This window comes from Pedobacter sp. HDW13, from assembly GCF_011303555.1.
In the GTDB taxonomy this organism is placed as follows: domain Bacteria; phylum Bacteroidota; class Bacteroidia; order Sphingobacteriales; family Sphingobacteriaceae; genus Pedobacter.
On the sequence record NZ_CP049868.1, the window covers coordinates 1198497 to 1222360 of the forward strand.

Here is a 23864-nt window from a genome sequence, read left to right on the forward strand (position 1 = left end):
CTCAGCAAACTGGTTGAAAAGAATTTCTGAACCAATAAGCACCCCTTTGAGCAGGACAAATATAGGTTTAAAAACAGAAGGTTTTGTTTTTTATTCGATTTTGTGACGTTGAGGCTATTTGTTTTGGTTAACGATAAGTAGATCATCATTCCCAACTTGATTGAGAATAACGATCTACTGGAGTGTATGCCTCCGGTAATTAAAGTTTAAATGTGGTTAAAACAAACCAATTTGCCCTTTGTCATCAATATCGATGTCATCAGGGTTGGTAATTTCGAAGTCTACCTTTTTAACAGGTTTATCTTCAGTTTTCTCTTCTGCTTTAGCGCTTTCCTTTTGGGGTGGAGCCGGCGCAGGTTTTTCTGTTTTAGGTGCAGGAGCTTCTGTGCGTTCGAACTTTGGTTTTACCTTTTCTATAACAGGCTCATCGGCAGTTTTTTCTGCTGCTTCTGCAATTTCGTTCGTTTCTTCAGCAGCTTCTTCCTCACCTTCCTCATTGTTATTATCCTCTTCGGCAGGTATTTCTGCTACTTCCTCTTCTTCAATCTCAGGTTCTTCTAAAACAACTTTTTGTACATCATGTGGCGATAAACGATTACCGTTTGCCTTTAATCCTTTAACGTCAATCAGTTCGGCCAATACAAGATCCAGGGTTTCCGGAACCTGCGTTTTACCTTTCAATACATCGACTATAATTTTGGCGACAGGGTTGGCAGTTAGGTGTAATAATCTCGATTTCTGCTCTTCGCTGATAAAAATCGTTTTCTTACCATTGGCCTGTAACTCGAATGCAAAACGCTTGATGAAATAATTCTGTGCTTTACCTTCAAAGTGAACTGCAGCAAAAACTCTTTCGGCATCAAACTTCTGAATCAACAACAGATTATCGTCAAAGTGGTTCGTTAAATCGAACGAACTCAACTCGTAGTAACCATCTTTGTGCACCTGTAAAATACGGTCGTCACCATCAAACTCGCCCAGATATTTACCACGTCCATCAACATTCAGGCGTTTTAACAAATCATCGTACCAAATTTTAAGTCCGGATAAGGTAGAAACACCTTTACTTTTTAAAATGATCTTTTTAACCGGATATTTCGATACAATATTACCTTGCGAACCACGGCCTTTAATGGCTACTTCAGCAAAATCCAGATCGAACTGTAGTTTACGTAATTTTGAATGTGGCTTTAAGGCAACATTTATAATTTCGGCTTCACCGTTAGGGTTAGCGGTAAAGTACAACACCTTCGAACCTTTTGATCCTTTGGTTAAATCGTATTCTTTATCGCGGGTTACCCCCACAACCGAAAAACGCTTAATGTACGATGTTCCACTGGCACCGTCTTTATAAACCATGTTATAAACGGTACGTTCATCGTTTTTCTTGAATACCTGTACGTGTATAATCCCCTTACCTACAAAGGTTTTATCGGCCACTTTAGTAATGGTGCATTTACCATCCTCGCGGAAAACGATAATTTCATCAATATCTGAGCAGTCTGCTACGAACTCATCTTTACGTAAACCAGAGCCAACAAAGCCATCAACACGGTTTACATATAATTTTACATTGGCTAATGCAACTTTCGAAGCCTCAACCCGATCGAACAAACGGATTTCAGTTTTGCGTTCTCTTCCTTTTCCGTACTTGTCTTTTAATTTTTGATACCAGGCAATGGCATAATCGGTAAGGTGTTTTAAATGGTTTTTAACCACTTTAATCTCATCTTCCAGATTTTTCATTTGCTCATCAGCCTTTTTCACATCAAAACGGGTGATGCTACTCATCGGCTTATCGATTAGTTTCTTAAAATCTTCGGGCAGGATTTCGCGGTAAAGCGAAGGTTTAAAAGGATCGAATAAAATATGTAAAACCTCTACTACCTTTTCAAAATTAGTTGAATTTTCGTATTCAGGATTTTTATACATCCCTTCCTGAATAAATATTTTTAACAGGGAACTGAAGAAAATTTTCTCCTGCAGCTCGTGTAAACGTATTTCAAGCTCCTTTTTAAGCAGGCTTTTTGTATGTTTTGTATTTTCGATCAGGATATCGTTCACACTTAAAAAGTGTGGCTTATCTCCCTGAATAATACAGGTATTGGGCGAAATAGAAACCTCGCAGGCTGTAAAAGCGTACAAGGCATCAATCGTTACATCCGGAGAAATACCAGGTGCCAGATGCACCACAATTTCTACATTGGCCGCAGTATTGTCTTCAATTTTTTTGATTTTGATCTTACCCTTATCGTTGGCCGATAAAATACTATCAATAACTGAACCTGTGGTAGTACTGAAAGGCACCTCACTAATCACTAAGGTCTTTTTATCCTTTTCGGTAATTTTTGCTCTTACGCGTATTTTACCACCCCGCTGACCTTCGTTATAGTTCGAAAAATCGGCCATACCGCCCGTAAAAAAATCGGGCATGATATTGGGGCGAACACCTTTCAATGCTTCTATTGATGCATCTAACAGCTCAATAAAATTGTGCGGCATTACTTTGGTAGCTAAACCTACGGCAATACCTTCGGCACCTTGAGCAAGTAATAAAGGAAATTTAACCGGCAAGGTAATGGGCTCGTTGTTACGGCCATCATAACTTAACTGCCATTCGGTAGTATCGGGATTGAACACCACATCGTTGGCAAATTTAGATAAACGTGCCTCAATATAACGTGGTGCCGCAGCACTATCACCTGTAACCGGATCTCCCCAGTTACCCTGCATATCAATCAACAAATCTTTTTGCCCAATTTGCACCATAGCATCGCCGATAGAGGCATCGCCATGCGGGTGGTATTTCATGGTGTTACCAATTACGTTGGCAGCCTTGTTAAAGCGGCCATCATCCATCTCCTTTAAGGAGTGCATGATGCGACGTTGAACGGGTTTTAATCCATCGTTAATGTGTGGAACCGCCCTGTCGAGAATTACATAAGACGCATAATCTAGAAACCAGTTTTCGTATAAACCGTTAATTGGCGTTATGGTATGTTTGTGTTCTTCGTTGATGTTTGGGTCTAGTTCTTCACTCATTTATATACAAAAATTGGCAGCTGTAAATATAATAAAAAGGATAATACGGTTAAATATTGGTTATTCACATTTAGGGCTATGGCTATTCCGTCAGCTGGCGTCGCACCCGTCGAATTTATACTTATCGGTCCTATTAGCCATATAAAATTTATAAGGCCATTTGCACTTACATTTCCTAAAATGCCTTATATGGTTAACAATATGAACCACATAAAAAGATCCTTCACTGCGTTCAGGATGACAGCGTAGTCGGTTATTCCGTACCCAGCAATACCCCTGAAACATTCCAGGCGCTTGAGCTCGATCCCTCAGGCTTACCCATAGGGATAGTAATTTTAATGGTGTGCTGACCGGCTTTTAAATCGCCAAGGCTAATCCAGTTGGGATTGGTAACTGTACCCGGGCACCAGTTAGACCGGCTTAAATCTGATGATGAAAGCCCTGTTTCGAAATTACCTGAAGCGGGGTTAGATAAGCGGTAAGAACCACAATCCTGTCGCCATGGGGTAAAAGCAAATGTTTCTTTATTATCCAACCATATTGTGTTTTTGCGGGGCACAAACTCATCGCCATTTCCCCAGCCACCATGGCCTGTGGTAATGTAACGCAATTTGGCATCTTTTACATCTTTATCAAGCGTGAAAGAAACTTCAAGCCCTTTTTCGCTGCTAAACATGGTGGCGTATTCTTGTCCGGCCATTTCCATTACATTGGTAGAATTGAATAGTGGCATAATTACTTCTTTTTTGCCTTCTCCACGACCGCCATTATGCAGCGTAATGTTCATCGAAACTTTGTGTCCGCCTTTATCGTAATTGCCGATAAAAACAGCAACCCAGGCTTCTTTTCCATTTACCAAAGGAAATAGCTCTGAAATATCCTGTCTGTAATACACCTTTTCGGCCCAGTTTTTATCTTTTAGTTTTAAAGTATTGTACTTGCCCACACCAAAAGGCGTAAAAAAGCGCATCAATTCAATTACCGGATTATAATTGGCCGTAGCCACTACGCCCTGGTATTTTTTCCCGTTTCCGTTATCATAAACCGGCAGTTCTTTTACCGAATTTTTCAGGGCATCCATCAAACTAATTGTTTTATCGGTTGGAATTACAAACACTGAACCCGTTCTGTCGTAGGCATCGCCATTTGATTGTTCTGTTAAATCAACAAAAACATTTGGGCTACCAGTATAAGCCGGAAATTTAACCTTTCGTGCAATAACGGTTCCACCGGCAAAACGGAAAACCGAATCGGTTGATAGAGGCTTATCGATAAAGTTGATGGTTTCGTTGTTAAACACATTTAAAGTGGTAAACCTGCTTTTCCACAAAAGGTCTTTATAAGTTAAACCATCGCTTAGGTTGGTACTTATTTTGGCTAAATCAATCTGTTTTACATTTTTAACAGTTTCGATTTTAGTTGCGGTAACATAACTGCTGCCATTGCGTACCTGCTCTAACACCAAACCCAGGTTTTGGCCTAAAACGGTAGGTGCGGCTTTAATGCTGGCATCGGTTGTGTACCATAAATCGATGCGGTTAGAGTTTACCACTGTGGTGGCTTTTTTACAGGTATACCCCAGTATCACTTTGGTATCGTTACTGTATTCAAAAACCTGTTTACCAATTGTTGCACTATCAACAGTTACAATTTGGCTGGCGGTGCTTAAATCGGCTATCTGAAACAAAATTTGCGCGGGTTTGGTTACCAGACTTTGCTCGTAAGGATACTTCGCCTTATTATCTAGAATATTGGCATTGCTGATTAAATTCTGTTTGGCATCTGCAATTACCACCGTAGCGTTACGGTCTTCCTTTGGTTTGCCATCGCCTGATCGGAAGTAAGTAATTTTATAAGTTGCGTTACTTTTTAGAACGCCCTGGGCCTGCAGGTTAAAAGATATAAAGGCCGAAAAAACGAGAATGTATAAATGTTTCATTGTGGTTAAAAAACCAAATATAATAGTTTGTACGATAAACGTTTGATTTTAACGAAATCCTATTTCCCCCCTTCGACGGGGGCAGGGGAATGAAGCTGTAAACAATCAAATTAGAAAATCTAAAATTTCTATTCTATTATCATCCCCCTACCCCTTCAAAAGGGGGACTGAGTTTACCGCCTGACAATTAGAAACCGAATTTCTAAAAAATGTGCATCTAAACTTTCTCTTACCGCTCCAACCTATCTTCCGCAAAAGCAAAAGGCAATAAACTCTTTACGCTGGGCACTTTTAGTATCTCGCCGTTTAAGCAATAAAAAATCACATCAATCGGGCTTTGCTGTTTGCGTTCAAATTCGATCATTACCTGTAAGCAGCCTCCGCAAGAGGTAACCGGCTTTAAAATTTCGAAATGATCGGTTTGTGCGGTAATGGCCATGCTTTCGATAACCCCATCAGGGTATTTGGCACCAATTGCAAAAAGTGCTACACGTTCGGCGCATAGTCCTGATGGATAAGCCAGGTTTTCCTGGTTGCTGCCTAAAACTATTTCGCCCGAAGCCAAACGAATAGCAGTACCCACCCTAAATTTCGAATAAGGTGAATATGAGGTTGCCAAAGCCTGTTCGGCGTTTTGACATAATGTGCGGTCTTTTTCTATTAATTCATCAATACCCGCGTATTGTTCAAAAGATATATTTAGATTTATTGAATTCATTTTAAACTGTTTATTGCACCGCCCATGTTAAATTTTTATAGCGGGCGAACAATTTAGGTTATTTTTTGTATTAATTAGTAAAATGCCAGCTAAAATTAATTTAAACGGCATGCTTTTTGGCTTTTAACAAACACCAAACACACTCTGTTTTGAATAAATACGTACGCAAAAGTCTTAAAATTTTACTGTGGTTAATTGCCTCCATTATTATATTGGTGATTGGTTTAGCGCTGTCGCTAAATATTCCGGCCGTTCAAAATTTTGTTAAAGATAAGGCCATCAATTACCTGAAAACCAAAACCAAAACCGAAGTTAGCCTTGAAAGCATTAAAATAGCCCTGCCCAAAGATGTTGTACTCAACAAATTCTATATCGAAGACCGTAAAGGTGATACTCTGCTTTATGCAGAAAAACTGGCTGTAGATATCAGCTTATTTAAGTTGTTAAAAAACACTGTTGAGGTAAACAATATTGAGTTAAAAAATGTACGCGCAAATGTGAAGCGCATTAGCCCTGATACTACATTCAATTTTTCTTTTCTGGTTGATGCTTTTGCAAGTGATCAGAAAAAACCCGAAGAGAAAGTTAAAAAAGATACCACCTCTACCCTAAAATTTTCGGTCGATAAAGTTTCGTTTGAAGATATAGGCCTTAGCTACCGCGATGATGTGGCAGGCAACGATGTAAAGCTTTACCTGGGTGCCTTTAAAACCAAAATCAAAAATTTCGATCTGGCCAACCAGCACTATGTGATTAAGGAGCTGAGCTTAAATAATACGTCTTTACGGTACCTGCAGCAAAAACCTTTAGTTAAACTGGTGCAACACATCACCAACAGTGTGGATAGCAGTGAGAAGGAGCAGGGAAAACTGCCTTTAATAGAAGTGCAGAATTTTGTTTTCAGCAAGGTAAAAGTACATTACGACGATCAGATTTCGACTACCAAAGCTGTTGCCGATGTAAACGACCTTGGTTTGGTTAACTTAAAAGTAGATTTAACCAATAGCAAATACGCAGTTGATGATGCACATTTAAACAAATCGAACATCCTGTTTGCCTTTAAACCTGCGCCCAGTAACGATTTAAAAAAAGTAAAAGATACTGTATTACCCGAAAAATCGACCTTGGGGCTGCTGATCAAAAATATTAGCCTGGCCGATAATCAGGTGCAGTTCGATAACCTCGGCGCCAAACCTGCTGCAAAAGGAATGGATTTTAATCACCTCAAAATTGCCGGATTAAATTTAGGTGCGAGCGACGTATCTTACAGTGCAGCAGGGATAAAAGCCAATGTTAAAAATGGCTCGTTAAAAGAAAAAAGCGGTTTTGTATTAAATGAGTTGAAAGGCGATGCCGTGTACAATGACAAGCAGATTAAGCTGAGCAATTTTGTACTCAAAACCCCAAATACCACTATCGAAAATGCCACTGAGCTTAATGTTACTTCGATGGAGGATTTAACCAAACACCCCGAACGTGTAAAACTTAACCTGGCCTTTAAAAACACCACGATTGGTTTAAAGGATGCGGGCTATTTTAGCGATGCCATTCCGGCGAATTACCGTAACGAAAAAATAAAGCTCAATGCCGATGTTAACGGTTACTTAAATAACCTGAATATTCCACGCTTACAGGTTAGCGGATTAAAAAATACCCAGATCGATATCAGTGGAAAAGCAAAAGGCCTGCCCGATATCAAAAAAACCTTTCTGGATTTAAACATCAAAAAGCTCCATGTTACCAAAAGCGATATTTTGGTTGCCGTAACTAAAAAATCGCTCCCGCCTACCATCGAACTGCCCAATGTAATTGATGCAAAGGGTAATTTTAAAGGATCGATGACTGATTTTAACACCAACCTAAACATCCTAACCGATATGGGTGGTGCCAATGTAATAGCAGGAATGAAGGGGCCAAAAGGTAGGGAAAGTTACCAGGCCGATATTAGCCTGAACAATTTTAATGTTGGCCGTTTGTTAAAAATGCAGCCCAAATTGGGTCGCGTTTCAGCAAAAGCCAGGGTGGCAGGTACCGGTTTAGATCCCAAAAAAATCAATGCTAAATTTAATGCAAAGGTGTTAAGCGCTTACTACAATAAATATACTTACCGCAATTTAAATGTAGCCGGTACGTATGCCAACCAAAACGTTGTGGTAAAAAGCAGTATGCCCGATAGCAATGCCAACTTTGCCCTCGATGCTAAAGTGAACCTGGCCGGAAAATACCCAAGCATAAAAGCTGATTTGAATTTAAAACAGGTTAATCTGCAGGCTTTAAATTTTAGTCCAACCGTATTAAGTGCAGCAGGTGTAGTTAAAGTAGACCTGGCTACCGCCGATGCCGATTATTTAAACGGGTCGGTTGATGTTACAGGCCTGCAGCTGGTAAAAGATAAACAGCGGATTAATGTAGATACCATTTCGGTACGCGCCAAAACAACGGCTACTGAAAATGAACTTACGCTGAATTCGGAAATTCTATCGGCCAAAATTGATGGTAAATATCAACTAACCAATATCAGTAGTGCCATTATAAACGAAATCAATAAATATTATGCTTTCGGTACCGTTACCAAAGTTCCCGATCAGCGTTTAAGGTTCTTTGTGCGTGTGTACGATTCAAAACTGTTAAAGAGTTTTGTACCCGAATTAACGGTGTTTAAACAATCTCAGTTTTACGGCTTAATTGATACCCAAAAAGACAGTCTTCAGATTAAAGGAAATCTCCCACAGGTTGTTTATGGCGATTTCAAAGTAGACACCACGGTTTTAAACATCAACAACGACAACAATAAACTCGATTACAGTTTAACTGTTAAAAGTTTACAAAGTCCATCCATTGCCCTTTTTAATACGGAGGTTACCGGCGATGCAGCCAACAATAATTTAGGCATAAACGTTTTCTTACGCGACAGGCAACGTAAAAACAAATATGTAATCGGTGGTAATTTCCAATCCATTAACAAAGATTTTAAATTTACCCTCGATCCGCAAAAACTGTTGCTCGATTACCAGAAATGGGTGGTTTCGCAAGATAATTACATCCAGTTCGGGGCTTCGGGTATTTTGGTCAACCAGTTTCAGATCAGTAATAGCGGCCAATCGCTGGCCATAAACAGCAACCCAACCGAGCCCAATGCACCTTTAGCAGTTGAGTTTAAAGATTTTCAATTGGAAACCCTTACCAAATTTGCCGAAACCGACACCACTTTGGTAGGCGGTCGTTTAAATGGAACAGCCAATGTGAAAGACCTGGCTACTACCCCGAAATTTGAGGCCAATCTCACCATCGATCAGTTGCGTTACCAGAAAGACCAGTTGGGTACCTTGCGCTTAGCCGTAAACAACAATACCGAAAATGCTTTTGAGGTAAACCTCGCATTAACCGGCGTGCACGAATTAAGGGCAAACGGTTTTTATTATACTGCACCACAAAGTGCATTAGATTTGACCGTAAATATCGATAAGATTGAAATGAAAAACATTGAGAGCTTATCGGCCGGACAGCTTAAACGTGGCACAGGCACCTTAACAGGAGCACTAACCGTTAAAGGGGCATTAACGGAACCAAAAATACTGGGCGATTTAACCTTCAATAATGCCGGATTTAACGTGGCCTATGTAAACTCTTATTTCCGGATGCCAAACGAAAAGATTTCGTTTACCGAAGAAGGGATCAGCTTTAACAACTTTACATTGATCGATTCTTTAAACCAGAAAGCCACCATTAACGGAAAAGTTTACACCAGCGATTTTAAGAATTACCGCTTCGGTTTGGATATTAAAACCAATAATTTCAGGGCACTGAATTCGACCGCAGCCGATAACGACATGATTTACGGAACGGTTTTCTTAACCAGCGATATCAAAGTGCGTGGCGATTTGAACCAGCCCGATGTAAACATGAACATTAAGGTAAACAAGGGCACCAAGTTTTTCTTTGCCTTGCCTGCCAACGATCCATCCATTATCGACCAGGAAGGTATTGTTCAGTTTATTGATGAAGACGCCCCGCCATTTAATGGCAAAAAGGCACTGAATGTAGATAGCATCAGCAAAGCGCCTATTAAAGGCTTAAACTTAGTTGCCGCAGTAAATATCGACCCTGAGGCTGAACTCAATGTGGTAGTAGATCCGGCCAGTGGCGATAACCTGAATGTAAAAGGCGATGCCGATTTAAATGTAACGATGGATCCCAGCGGTAAAATCAGCATGACAGGCCGTTACGAAATTGTAGATGGTTCGTACAACCTTACCCTTGCCGTGGTTAAGAAAGAATTTAAACTCGTAAAAGGTAGTACCATTATCTGGACTGGCGAACCAACATCGGCTAATGCCAATATAACAGCTTTGTATGAGGTGAATGCAGCTCCTATCGATTTGCTCAATCAGCCAGACCTTTACGAAGCCAGAACCAAATTACCTTTTCAGGTTTATTTAATGATGAAAGGCGAATTATTAAAGCCAACCATTTCATTTAAACTCGATTTACCCGAAAATGAGCGTGGCGCACTGAGCGGCCAGGTGTATACCAAGCTGATTAACGTAAACCGCGATGAAAGCGAACTGAACAAGCAGGTTTTTGCCTTGCTGGCTTTAAACCGGTTTATTGCTAATAATCCGTTCCAGAGTTTGGCTGGTGGTGGCGGTGGGGTTTCTACCCTTGCCCGCTCGAGTGTAAGTAAATTGCTAACTGAGCAGCTAAACAATTTAACTTCAGATTTGATACAAGGTGTAGACCTCAACTTCGGGGTAAATTCATCAGAAGATTACTCTACAGGTTCAATGCAGCAAAAAACCGATTTAGAAGTTGGTTTATCTAAAAAACTACTGAATGATCGATTAACGGTTACTGTAGGTAGTTCGTTCGCGCTGGAAGGTCCGCAGGCACCAGGAGAAAAATCGACCAATATTGCCGGAAACGTAAATGTAGAATATGCACTTTCGGCGGATGGCCGCTACCGGTTAAGGGCTTACCGCCGCAACCAGAACGATGTGATTGTGCAAGGTCAGATTATCGAAACCGGCTTAGGGTTTACTTTGGTGGTAGACTACAATAAATTTAGAGAGATATTTCAGAAGAAACGCATTAGAAGAATAAGAAACATTGAACAGAAAGCACAAGATGAAAAAACTAACTAGACCGCTTTTATTTTTACTGGCCTGTTTAGTTTGGGCTTGCAGCAGTACCAAATCTTTAAAACCAGGACAGATTTTGTACACCGGTGCTGAAGTGAAAATCAATCCGGATTCTTCTGGGAAGATTGATAACGAAAAGCAGATTAAAAACGATCTCGAGGCTAAAACAAGGCCTCGTCCTAACAGTTCAATCCTGGGGATCAAATTCAAACTTGGCCTTTACAACCTTGCCGGCGAACCTAAAAAGCCAAAGGGTTTCAGGAACTGGCTACGCAAAAAAGGAGAAGCTCCGGTGCTGTTGAACGATGTAAAACTGAAATACAATAACGATGTACTTACCAGTTATCTCATTAGTGAAGGCTACCTGCAGGCCAATGTTACCGGCGATACCATAGTGAAAGAAAAAAAAGGTAAAGCCATTTATACCGCAGTTACTGGCCAGCGCTATAAAATCAATAAAGTAACTTTCCCGCCCGATACAGGTATTTTAACCAAAAACATCAATGTTAACAAGGATAAAACCTTGTTAAAAGTGGGTGATTTTTATGATATTGACACCTATAAAAACGAACGGATCAGGATTGATAATGACCTGAAAGAAATTGGTTATTTCTATTTCAGTCCCGATTACCTGATTATACAGGTTGATAGTACCATCGGCAAAAACCTGGTTAACATTAAGGTAAAAGTTAAAGATATTGCGCCTGATGCGGCGATAAAGCCTTACACCGTTAAAAACATCAATATTTACCCTAACTATTCGTTGCGGAGAGATAGTGCTTTAAGGAAGCTAAATCCGTTGGTATATAACGATTTTAACATTTACGATAACCGCAATACGTTTAAACCTAAACTTTTCGACCGTCTGGTATTTTTTCAAAAAGGAGAAGCCTATAACCGTAAAGATCATAACCAATCGTTAAACAGGATGGTAAATGTAGGTGCATTTCAAGATGTTAGGGTGGAGTTTTTGCCTGTAGATAGTTTTAGGAACAATCAACTTGACCTGAATATCTATTTAACCCCTTTAAAGAAAAATTCGCTTACTTTCTCGGTTACCGGAACCAGTAAATCAAATAATTTTGTTGGTTCTGAAGTTAAGGTTACCCAAACCACACGGAACCTGTTCAGAAATGCGGAACAGCTTGATTTAAGCGTTAGTGGCGGCTTTGAAACTCAAACTAAAGGAACCTCACTGGGCAAAAATTCGTTGTCGTTTACGGCCGAAGGAAAACTAACTTTCCCCAGGTTAATTGTTCCATTCTATAAACCGAACAGCACCAATGCCTTTATTCCTAAAACCATCACCTCGCTGTCTTACCAGATGCTAAATAGGGGTTCGGAATATACTTTACATGCTATAAAAGGCGAATACGGGTATAATTTTAAGGAAAATCAGTACAAAGAGCATAATTTTAATCCGATATCGATTAGTTATGTAGCTACAAGTTTCCCTGATACCAATACCAGAGATAGCCTTTTTAAAAATAATCCGCTTTTAAGATCTACACTTGAAAACCAATTCATCGTCGGTAGCAATTACAATTTTACCTATACCAACCAGATGGAAGATAGCCGTCGGAATAATGTATACTTCTACGGCGCTTTAGAAACCGGAGGAAACGTTTGGGGTTTATTTACTTCTAAAAATAATGAAGGCAAGCGAACCATTTTTAATGTTCCCTTAACCCAGTTTATCCGCGTAGAAGCCGATTTAAGAGATTATTATAAAATTACCAAAAACCTGATCTGGGCTAATCGGTTAAACTTAGGCTATGGTTATGCTTATGGCAACAGTAGCTCATTACCCTTTGTTAAACAGTTTTTTGCAGGCGGCAGTAATGATGTAAGGGCCTTCCCTGCCCGTACATTGGGCCCAGGCACCTATAAAGTTCGCGATGATGCCATTTTCGCTGATCAGGGTGGTGATATTAAATTAATGCTGAATTCAGAACTGCGTTTTAAAATTGTGAGTATATTCTATGGCGCGTTATTTGTTGATGCTGGTAATATCTGGCTCAGGAAAGAAGATCTCGGAGAACCTGGCAAACCAGAAACTGCCAGGCTTGGCTCTGGCTTCAGGCTAAAGAATACATTTAATGAACTTGCTGTAGGCACAGGTGCCGGCTTAAGGGTAGATGTTAGTATTTTTGTAGTGCGCCTGGATGTAGCTTTCCCTGTGCGTAAACCATATTTGCCTGAGGGACAACGTTGGGTATTCAACGATATCAATTTTGGAAGTAAAGACTGGCGCAGGCAAAATTTAATTTTTAATATTGGGATAGGATATCCATTTTAGTTTTTTGATGAAAAGAGTAAGAGTAATACATAAAATCAAATATTTTTTTGTTGCCATTTATCACCTTTTTATAGCCGCCGGAAAAGGCTTTATGGAAGATAGGGTAATGAAATTAAGTGCCTCTCTGGCTTACTATACTATCTTTTCGCTTACACCACTCATTATTATTGTACTCTCGGCAGCCACGCTGTTTTTTGGCGATAAAATGAAAACCCGCGATAAGTTTTTTATCGAGGTTACTGAGCTGGTTGGAAAACCAGCAGCTACCCAGATACAGGGTTTTGTTGAGCATGCAAACAAAACGGGCCAGTCTACCTTGGGTTTAATTATTGGTATCGGTACATTAATTGTTGGTGCAACGGCCATTTTTATCGAAATACAAGACAGCATCAATCTGATCTGGAAAGTAAAGGCTATGCCTAAAAAAGGCTGGATAAAAATGCTCACCAACCGATTGCTTTCTTTCTCACTCATTGTGTCGATGGGCTTCTTGCTCCTGGTATCTTTAGTAATTAACAGTGTTGTTGTTGGTTTGGGCGATAAACTGGTTTCCCTAATTTCGGAAAGTAAGGTTGATGATGTGATACCTGTGGCAAACGATACCATGGCCTTAATTATCTACATCTTAAATAATGCACTTACGCTTACCGCTGTTACGGCCGTATTTACCATTATTTTTAAGGTACTGCCCGATGTTAACATTAAATGGAAATCGGCTATAATTGGTGCATTATTCACTGCCCTGCTGTTTAGCCTCGGCAAATATTTAATCGGTATCTACATCGAAAAAGGAAGTACGGTTTCGGCATTTGGTGCAGCAGGTTCTATTATCATTATCCTCCTGTGGATTTACTACACTTCCATTATCCTTTATTTTGGTGCAGAATTTACACAAGCTTATGCCGAAAAGTTCGATGGCGGTATTTCACCCAGTAAATATGCCGTATTTACTAAAATTACGATTGTAGAGAAAAAGGTTGATGTATTGCCACCACAACACCCTGAAGATACGGTTAACCTGCCGAAAGAATAGCGAACTTAGTTTCTCATTCAGATCATCTCATTCCCAAATCTTCTTACTGAAATACCCGTCCGGGCGGACGGGTATTTCAGCATCTCTTAACTTATTGGTTGGTATCCCAGCGGCTGAAAAAAGAGTACCTAAGCTGGTTGGTGAGACACCGACCAGTAGATAAACAAAAAAGTCAGGCCTTTTAAAACCTGACTCTCTTTTTATGCTACTTCCGTAATTACTTTAGGCTCTTCTGCAACCTCATCCTTCTCTATACGTAGGTTCCGGATAATGTGCTGCTGCCTGTCTGGAGTATTCTTACCCATATAATATTCTAACAGGCTCTTAATTGTCTGATCTTTTAAAATCACAGGGTCCAATCTGATATCTTTTCCGATAAACAGTCCAAACTCATCAGGAGAAATCTCACCTAAACCTTTAAATCGGGTAATTTCAGGCTTGTTACCTAATTTTTCTATCGCATTTCTACGCTCCTCATCGCTATAGCAATAAATCGTTTCCTTTTTATTACGTACCCTAAAAAGTGGCGTTTGCAAAATATACACGTGCCCAGCCTTTACCAGATCGGGAAAAAACTGGAGGAAGAAAGTCATCATTAACAAACGGATGTGCATACCATCCACATCGGCATCAGTAGCGATAACGATATTATTGTAGTGTAAGCCCTCTAATCCGTCTTCGATATTTAAAGCGTGCTGCAACAGGTTAAATTCTTCATTTTCGTACACCACTTTTTTGGTCAGTTCGTAGCAATTAAGGGGTTTACCTTTTAAGCTGAAAACTGCCTGACAATCTACATCACGTGATTTTGTGATAGAACCGGAGGCCGAATCTCCCTCGGTAATAAATAAAGTAGTTTCGTAACGTTTTTCGTGCGTGCTGTTGAAATGCACTTTACAATCGCGCAGTTTTTTGTTGTGCAACGAAGCCTTTTTAGCCCTGTCGTTAGCCAGTTTTTTAATCCCTGCAATATCCTTACGCTCACGCTCCGATTGCATAATCCTTTTCAGCAAAGCATCGGCAACATCAGGGTTTTTGTGTAGATAATCGTCAAGTTCTTTTTTAACAAAGTCGTTAATAAAAGTAGGCACTGATGGTCCTTCGGGGCCCATATTCTGCGAACCCAGTTTTGTTTTGGTTTGCGATTCGAAAACCGGCTCCTGCACACGGATAGAAATGGCCGCGATAATGGATGAGCGTACATCAGCAGCGTCAAACTCTTTCTTAAAAAACTCACGAACGGTTTTCACTACCGCGGCTCTGAAAGCAGCCTGGTGGGTTCCACCCTGTGTGGTGTGCTGTCCGTTAACAAAAGAATGGTAATCTTCGCCATATTGCTGACCGTGGGTCATCGCAATTTCGATATCGGGCCCAACCATGTGGATAATTGGGTATCTGATTTCTTCTGGCTTATTAAATTTAGAAAGCAAATCGTAAAGACCTCTTTCTGAAAAATATTTCTGGTTATTGAAATTTACCGTTAATCCTGTATTTAAGAAAACGTAGTTCCAAACCATGCTCTCTACAAAATCAGGAATGTAATGGTAGTTTCTAAAAATAGTTTCGTCAGGGTAAAAAGTAATGGCAGTGCCGTTACGCTGGGTAGTATCAATAACCGGGTTTTCGGTTACAATTTCACCTTTAGAAAACTCAACTTTCTTCGTTTTTCCATCGCGGTACGATTGCACGGTAAAACTGGTCGACAAAGCATTTACCGCTTTGGTACCAACACCATTTAAACCCACCGATTTTTGGAAGGCATTGCTATCGTATTTACCGCCGGTATTGATTTTGCTTACACAATCGATTACTTTACCCAAGGGAATACCACGGCCATAATCGCGCACGTTTACTTTTTGCTCTGAAAGAGTAATTTCGATGGTTTTTCCTGTTCCCATCACAAACTCATCGATAGAGTTATCTACAATTTCCTTTAACAAAACATAAATACCATCGTCCTGTGCAGAGCCATCACCAAGTTTTCCGATATACATACCGGGACGCAACCTGATGTGTTCTTTCCAATCTAATGAGCGGATACTGTCGTCGTTATAAATTACTTCTGCCATAATGTGTTTATTCTGTTCCTCAATGAAAAACCCTGCATTTTTGATTTGCCGAGCGATGAAGAGTTTGTAGAAATAACCCTGATGATTGAAATAAAAACATTTTCAGATCACCTCTTCAGAATTATCTTACAATAATAAATTTATTATGTGAGGCTAGCAAAATAAAGTTTCAACACAATGATGGAAAATGGATGATGAAAAGCATACCGTTCATGGCTTTAAGAATTAACTAAATCACCTCTTCCATCTTCCCTCTCCCCTATTTACATAATTTCCCTATCTTCATCCCACATTAACAAATTATTCATGCAACAGAAAAAGCAGCTTTCGTTATTCGATTTATCCATGATTGTGGTAAGTTTGGTTATTGGCATGGGGGTTTTCCGCACACCAGTAAATGTTGCAGCTAAAGCGCAAATCCCCGAACTGTTTTACCTTGCCTGGTTTATTGGCGGTTTTGTAGCTTTTTGTGGTGCATTAACTTATGCAGAAATCGGATCGCGTTTCCCAGTAACTGGTGGCTATTATAAAATATTTTCGGCGGCTTATCATCCGTCCATTGCCTTTGCCATTAATTGTATTGTGATCATTTCGAGTGCAGCTTCGGTAGCGGCCATATCTATTATCGGTGCAGAGTATCTGAGTAAGATTATTTTGCCTCCAGCCATGCAAAACGAAACCTACCGGGTTGCCATTGCCATTACTACCATACTGGTGTTTTATTTCATCAATCTGCTTGGTTTAAAAGCCAGTTCGAAAACGCAGAATGTATTAACGGTAATTAAGATCGGTATGATTTTAACACTCATCTGCGCCGTGTTTTTTGGAGGAGGTACACAAACTGCAGCGCCCGTTTTTAAAACCACCAGTGGAGCATTACCCAACTGGGCCGATTACGGCAAAGCCCTTGGCCTTTGTTTAATTGCAGTTTCGTTCTCTTATGCAGGTTATGCACAAACTATTAATTTTGGCGGTGAGGTTAAAGAAGCAAAAAAGGTAATCCCACGCGCAATTATTATTGGCTTAACCATTATCGTCATCCTGTATCTGGCCATTAACTATGTATATGTTCGGGTTATCGGCTTCGAAGAACTGAAATCTGCAGAAAGCATTGCTGCAATCCTGGCTGCTAAAATATTCGGCCCTGCTGGCTTCAACGCGCTTTCGGTTATTATCTTTTTTTCGGTAATGGGCTATGTAAATGTAAATTTATTGAGTAACCCCAGGGCTATGTTTGCCATGGGCGAAGAAGGTGCTTTACCCAAAGTTTTTAGTCGTATGAATAAAAAAACGGAGGTAATTACCTTGAGCTTAACCGTTTTTACAGTGGTTGCAGTGGTAATTATTTTCTATGCCAAAACTTTTGATAAGATTTTAAACTACACCATTTTTTTAGAAAGCATTAGTATGGCCAGTTCGGCAGCAACTATTTTCATTCTGCGCAAAAGAACTGCACATCTTGATAAAAAAACCATCTATACTGTTCCTTTATATCCTATATTGCCTATTATATTTATAGCAGCATATACCTTTGTGGCCCTAAGCATTTACGCCGACGATCCCAATGCTGCACTGAATGGTTTATATATCTTTATTGGCTTTCTGGCAATTTATTTTGTGAGCAGATGGTTTAATAAGAAATAAGTAAACTACGAATAGAAATTAAAGGAAATTAATGAACAAAACACTCTCGCTAAAACAAGAAATTGCTTACGCTGCCGGTATGATTGGCTGGAGCACGATGACGAACATTATCATCGTAATGCTGCCCTTTTTCTACCTGCCGCCCAGCAACGCCGGCCTCCCCCCACTTGTACCGCAACTTGTTTTATTCGGAGCCTTTAATATCCTATCTATTATTGCTGCCTCAGGCCGTTTGGTCGATGCTCTTTACGATCCGTTTATTGCAGCCAAAAGTGATGCCAGTAACAATAAGAAAGGCCGACGCATGCCTTTTATGAAATGGGCTATAATTCCGGCTATGCTTTTTTGCGGCCTGGTTTTTTACCCGCTTCAAAAAACCGAAAGCCTGCACAATGCTTGGTGGTTAACCATTACACTTTGTTTATTCTTTGTATCGGTTACCACCTATATCATCCCTTACAACGCTTTACTTGCCGAAGTGACCAACACGCCAAGGCAAAAAGTAAAACTTTCCAGTTACCAACAGGTGGGTTTTGTAATTGGCATTATTTTATCGGCCTGCACCAATAATTTTGCCGATCTGGTACAAGATAATTTTCAGGTAACCAACCGTAGCGAAGCCGTTCAAATGGCCATTTGGGGCTTATGCGCGCTATCCGGACTTGTGATGTTACTACCTGTTTTTTTCATCAATGAAAAAGATTTTTCGGTAGCCAAACCTTCACATGTTCCTCTTTGGGCGGCGATGAAGAATACCTTTAAAAACAGTAATTTTAAATATTACCTGATTTCAGACTTTGCCTTTTACACTGCCTTGAGCATCATTTCGAGTGGTCTGTTATACTTCTGCACCGTTTTGCTGGGCCTGCACGAATCAGAGGGAGGGAAATTTATGGCATCGATGGTATTGGCTTCGTTGTTATTTTACCCACTGGTTAACTTTGGTTCGGCTAAAATAGGTAAGAAACCCTTTGTACTCTTCGCTTTTGGGGTACTGTGCCTCATTTTTGTCACCATATTTTTCCTGGGCAAATTACCGTTTGGTCCGCATACCCAAATTTACATGTTGGTTTTATCGGCCTCATTTCCATTGGCTGCGCTAGGTATTTTACCTACGGCTATCCTGGCCGATATTGCCCAAAGAGATACTTTAGCAACCGGCGAAAACCACGAAGGAATGTTCTTTGCGGTAAAATATCTTTTTGTAAAGCTAGGCCAAACCCTGGGTATTGCTATTTTTGCGATGCTTACCATTTACGGTAAAGATCCGGGTAATGATTTCGGATTACGCCTGAATGGAATTGTAGGTTTTGGGCTCTGTTTAATCGCATTGTTGTTTTTCAGCAGGTTTAAAGAGGAAAAGTAATAGTCAAATGTAGAGCAGGATTGAATGTGAGTTTGAGCCGCTCCGATCATTCAAAATTCAATTATTCGATCATTCCATAAATTTAGCTATCTTTGCAGCGAAGCAGGAATAAGGGCTTGTCATTCTGAATGGCATATTCTCTCCGCAAGTTAGTCCTTCAACAAATGATTGTTCTAGCTTCTTCAATACATATTACATAAAAACATACATGTTATTCAAAGAATTAAACCTCATTGAGCCGATTTTAAAGGCACTTGAGACTGAGGGTTACACGCAACCTACGCCTATACAGGAGCAATCCATCCCTACTATATTAAAAGGAAAAGATTTATTGGGCTGTGCACAAACTGGTACCGGAAAAACTGCAGCTTTTGCTATTCCGATGCTACAGTTATTGCACGAAAAACACATCAATACTAAAGCCACAAAAAACATTAAAGCTTTGGTTTTAACGCCAACACGCGAGCTGGCCATCCAGATTGAGGAAAGCTTTAAAGCTTATGGCAAAAACTTAAACCTTCGCCACCTGGTAATTTTTGGTGGGGTAAACCAGTTCTCGCAGGTAGAAGCACTAAAAAAAGGTGTCGATATTTTAGTGGCTACCCCAGGCCGTTTACTGGATTTAATGAACCAGGGCTTTATCAGCCTGAACACCATCGAGCTTTTTGTTTTAGATGAAGCCGATCGTATGCTGGATATGGGCTTTATACACGATGTAAAAAGGGTTGTGGCTAAATTACCTGCAATGCGCCAGACTTTATTTTTCTCGGCTACAATGCCTGATGAAATACAGAAATTGGCCAACACCATTTTATCGAACCCTACCAAAGTTGAGGTTACACCTATCTCTTCTACTGCAGAAACCATCGTTCAGTCGGTTTATTTTGTAGACAAGCCTGATAAAAAGAAATTACTGATTCATCTTTTAGAAGATAAAGATATTCAAACTGCGCTGGTATTTACCCGTACCAAACATGGTGCAGACAGAATTGTAAAAGATTTAGGTCATGCAGGTATTAAAGCAGCTGCCATTCACGGTAATAAATCGCAAAATGCCAGACAAAGAGCCCTAACCGATTTTAAAGACCGGAAAATACGTGTTTTGGTAGCTACTGATATTGCTGCACGTGGGATAGACATCGATCAACTATCACATGTTTTCAATTTCGAATTACCCAATATTCCTGAATCTTATGTGCATAGAATCGGCCGAACAGGTCGTGCAGGAGCAAACGGAATTGCCATTTCATTTTGCGATGCAGAAGAAAACGAATACTTACTGGATATACAGAAACTGATTAAAATTACCCTGCCGATTGTTGATGACCATCCTTACCCGTTAAGCTGGGAAAACATGCTGGCCAAAAACCAGATCAAACGCAAGCCTCAAGCGCAATCGAAAGGTGGCGGAGGCGGTGGAGCCAGAAAAGGTGGTGATGGTAATATGAGCGGCAAACCGCGTAATGCAAGCAATAACAGACGTTTTGGCGGCAACAGGAGGAAGAGAGACTAGAAAGGCGGAAGGCTGAAAGGTAGAAAGCATAAGGCTTAAAATCTACACTTCTATACAACGATTAAGTTTATAAAGAAAAACCCAGGTTGCAAAATGCAACCTGGGTTTTCTATTTTCAGTTTAGACTAAGGCAAGAGAAAGAAAACCTTCTACCTTTAAACTACTACATTAATAATCTTTCCCTTTACGAAAATGATTTTCTTAGGTGCTTTTCCATCTAAAAACTTTTGGAAGTGCTCATCTGCCAATAAAATACTTTCAACCTCTGGTTGAGCAAGGTTTAAGCTCAAATTCAGGTTCATTTTCATTTTACCGTTAATAGAAACCGGATAAGCGAATTCATCTTCTACCAGGTATTCTGGCTTAAACGTTGGGAAAGCTGTGTAAGAAAGTGTTCCGGCATCGTTACCCAATAATACCCATAGCTCCTCGCAAATGTGCGGCGCATAAGGCGAAAGGATAATTACCATATCTTCCAGAATCTGACGGTTCTTACATTTCAGATCGGTAAGTTCATTTACAGCAATCATAAAGCTCGATACAGAAGTATTGAATGAGAAACGCTCGATATCATCCTGAACTTTTTTAATGATTTTATGTAACGATTTATGTTCTGCTTTTGTTGGTACGGCATCGTTTACATGAAATACCCACTCTTCGTTGTGGAACAAACGCCAGAATTTACGCAAGAACTTAAACACACCTTCAATACCATTGGTATTCCATGGCTTGCTTTGTTCTAACGGGCCTAAAAACATTTCGTACATGCGCAAGGTATCGGCACCGTAACGCTCAATCAAATCATCGGGGTTAACCACGTTGAACTTCGATTTCGACATTTTTTCCACCTCTATACCGCAAATGTATTTCCCACCTTCCAAAATAAATTCTGCATTGGCATATTCCTCTCTCCAAGCCTTGAATTTATTTAAATCCAGTGTATCGTTCTCAACAATATTTACATCAACATGCAGTGCCGAAGTTTTATATTCTTTTCTTAAGCCCGCTGAAACATAGGTATTGGTTGGTTTACCGTTCTCATCGTTAATGCGGTAAACAAAGTTACTCCTGCCCTGAATCATGCCCTGGTTAATCAGTTTTTTGAAAGGTTCTTCTTCTTTGGTATAACCCAAATCTTTCAAAAATTTATTCCAGAAACGGCTGTATAACAAGTGTCCTGTAGCATGCTCAGAACCTCCGATATATAAATCAACCGCCTGCCAGTAATTAACAGCCTCTTTCGAAGCAAATTCTGAATCGTTATTGGCATCCATATAACGGTACCAATACCAGCTACTACCTGCCCAACCTGGCATGGTGCTCATTTCATAGTGTCCACCTGCGGCAGGCATCCAGTCTTCGGCCCTCGCCAAAGGTGGCTCTCCTGTTTCAGTTGGTAAATATTTATCAATTTCGGGTAGCAATAAAGGCAATTCTTCTTCCTGTACCAGATAAGGCAATCCATCTTTGAAGTACACCGGAATTGGCTCACCCCAGTAACGCTGGCGACCAAAAATCGCATCGCGCTGACGAAAGTTTACTTTTGCTTTCCCTGCTCCTTTTTCTTCTAACCAGTTATTTAAAAACGGAACAGCTTCCTTATAGGTTAATCCGTTTATAAAACCCGAATTAATATATTTTCCTTCTTTGGTTGGATCTGCCTGAACGTCGATATCTTTTTGCGCATCTAAAATCTGAACAATAGGTAAGTTAAAGTGCGTAGCAAATAACCAGTCGCGCTGATCGCCACTTGGCACACCCATTACCGCACCTGTTCCATACCCAGCCAGCACGTAATCTGCAATCCACAATTGAATACGCTCGCCATTTACCGGATTAATTACATAAGTACCGGTAAAAGCACCCGAAACGGTTTTGGTATCGGCCATACGGTCTAACTCCGATTTCTTTTTGGTTAAGGAGATATAATCTTCGATAGCCTGTTTTTGTGCTGGAGTAGTTAATTCGGCAACCCATTCGTGCTCTGGTGCCAATACGAGGTAAGAAACCCCAAAAATGGTATCTACACGGGTAGTAAAAACTTCAATCTGTTTATCGCTACCTTCAACCTGAAACTTCACTGATGCCCCTACACTCTTGCCAATCCAGTTGCGTTGCATTTCTTTAATTGGCTCTGGCCAATCGATGGTATCCAAACCTTGCAAAAGACGATCAGAATAGGCCGTAATGCGCATACTCCATTGCATCATTTTCTTTTGTTCAACCGGAAAACCGCCACGCTCAGAAAAACCGTCTTTTACTTCATCATTTGCTAAAACGGTACCCAGGGCAGCACACCAGTTTACAGTACTTTCCCTTAAATAGGTTAAACGGTATTTTAATAATTCCTCTTGTTTTTCCTCTTCGGTAAAAGTTGCCCAATCACTTGGCAGGAAAGATTTCACATCATCATCGCAAACAGCTTTCACATCAGCCGATCCTGAAGCATTGAACTTCTCAATCAAAGTGGTAATATCCTCAGCCCTGTCGTTTTCGTTGTTGTACCATGAGTTAAACAGTTGCATAAAAATCCACTGCGTCCATTTGTAATAAGATGGCTCACTGGTACGCACTTCCCTGCTCCAATCGAAAGAGAAACCGATCTGATCGAGCTGGCGACGATAGGTTGCAATATTGGCTTCTGTGGTAATGGCCGGGTGCTGACCGGTTTGTATAGCGTATTGCTCTGCAGGTAAACCAAACGAATCGTAACCCATTGGATGCAATACATTAAAGCCTTTAAGGCGTTTGTATCTCGAAAAAATATCAGATGCAATGTAACCCAGTGGATGGCCAACATGTAAACCTGCACCCGATGGGTACGGGAACATATCTAACACATAATACTTTGGCTTTTCAGAATTGCTTTCGGCTTTGAAGGTTTGATTGTCTGCCCAAAATTTCTGCCACTTTTGTTCTATTTCTTTGAATTGGTAATCCATTGCAGGTTTTAAAATTTTTAATGCGCGAAATTACGCAAATAAAGGGGTTTAGTAAAACATAAATTTTGGATGAAAATCAAAGACCTCACAGCCCTTAAAAATCTGTGAGGTTTGTTTTTCAGATAAAAAAAGCGCCATCAGTTAAAAACCAATGGCGCTTT

At 40.2% G+C, this 23864-nt stretch carries 11 protein-coding genes; 6 read left to right on the forward strand and 5 right to left on the reverse strand.

Translation table 11 applies throughout. The annotated features are described in order from the left end of the window. Positions 1-216 precede the first annotated feature (216 nt). From G7074_RS04935 to G7074_RS04945, 3 genes are all read right to left on the reverse strand, one after another. Positions 217-3042, reverse strand: coding sequence for a DNA gyrase/topoisomerase IV subunit A (locus tag G7074_RS04935; RefSeq protein WP_124557876.1), 2826 nt, complete (start codon positions 3040-3042; stop codon positions 217-219). A gap of 253 nt (positions 3043-3295) precedes the next feature. After that, the gene (locus tag G7074_RS04940) at positions 3296-4981 is read right to left on the reverse strand and encodes a PNGase F N-terminal domain-containing protein (protein ID WP_124557875.1); all 1686 of its coding nucleotides are present in this window, start codon (positions 4979-4981) and stop codon (positions 3296-3298) included. 229 nt (positions 4982-5210) lie between these two features. Then, positions 5211-5699, reverse strand: coding sequence for a cytidine deaminase (locus G7074_RS04945; RefSeq protein ID WP_166207213.1), 489 nt, complete (start codon positions 5697-5699; stop codon positions 5211-5213). A gap of 149 nt (positions 5700-5848) precedes the next feature. On the opposite strand from G7074_RS04945, the gene G7074_RS04950 reads away from it, so the two are divergent. Genes G7074_RS04950 through G7074_RS04960 form a run of 3 tightly spaced genes read left to right on the forward strand, consistent with a single transcriptional unit; the run spans position 5849 to position 14169 of the window. Continuing rightward, positions 5849-10840 (forward strand): translocation/assembly module TamB, encoded by a 4992-nt coding sequence (locus tag G7074_RS04950; protein ID WP_166207216.1) that lies wholly within the window; start codon positions 5849-5851, stop codon positions 10838-10840. Continuing rightward, the gene (locus G7074_RS04955) at positions 10824-13136 is read left to right on the forward strand and encodes a BamA/TamA family outer membrane protein (protein ID WP_166207219.1); all 2313 of its coding nucleotides are present in this window, start codon (positions 10824-10826) and stop codon (positions 13134-13136) included. The genes G7074_RS04950 and G7074_RS04955 overlap by 17 nt, the downstream gene beginning before the upstream one ends. A 7-nt stretch (positions 13137-13143) precedes the next feature. Beyond that, positions 13144-14169, forward strand: coding sequence for a YihY/virulence factor BrkB family protein (locus G7074_RS04960; protein ID WP_124557871.1), 1026 nt, complete (start codon positions 13144-13146; stop codon positions 14167-14169). A 200-nt stretch (positions 14170-14369) separates the two neighbouring features. On the opposite strand, the gene G7074_RS04965 is transcribed toward G7074_RS04960, so the two are convergent. Then, entirely contained in the window at positions 14370-16238 is a 1869-nt protein-coding gene (locus G7074_RS04965; RefSeq protein WP_124557870.1) for a DNA topoisomerase IV subunit B, read from the reverse strand. 306 nt (positions 16239-16544) lie between these two features. Here G7074_RS04965 and G7074_RS04970 point away from each other — a divergent pair, with 306 nt between their 5' ends. From G7074_RS04970 to G7074_RS04980, 3 genes are all read left to right on the forward strand, one after another. Then, positions 16545-17882, forward strand: a complete 1338-nt coding sequence (locus tag G7074_RS04970; protein ID WP_124557869.1) for an APC family permease — start codon at positions 16545-16547, stop codon at positions 17880-17882. 31 nt (positions 17883-17913) lie between these two features. Beyond that, entirely contained in the window at positions 17914-19248 is a 1335-nt protein-coding gene (locus G7074_RS04975; protein WP_124557868.1) for an MFS transporter, read from the forward strand. A 208-nt stretch (positions 19249-19456) separates the two neighbouring features. Then, the gene (locus G7074_RS04980; RefSeq protein ID WP_124557867.1) at positions 19457-20761 is read left to right on the forward strand and encodes a DEAD/DEAH box helicase; all 1305 of its coding nucleotides are present in this window, start codon (positions 19457-19459) and stop codon (positions 20759-20761) included. A gap of 155 nt (positions 20762-20916) precedes the next feature. Here G7074_RS04980 and leuS read toward each other — a convergent pair whose 3' ends face one another. After that, positions 20917-23703 carry a leucine--tRNA ligase gene (gene leuS / locus G7074_RS04985; protein ID WP_166207222.1) on the reverse strand — a complete coding sequence of 929 codons (2787 nt, stop codon included), beginning with the start codon at positions 23701-23703 and terminating at the stop codon, positions 20917-20919. Positions 23704-23864: the final 161 nt, after the last annotated feature.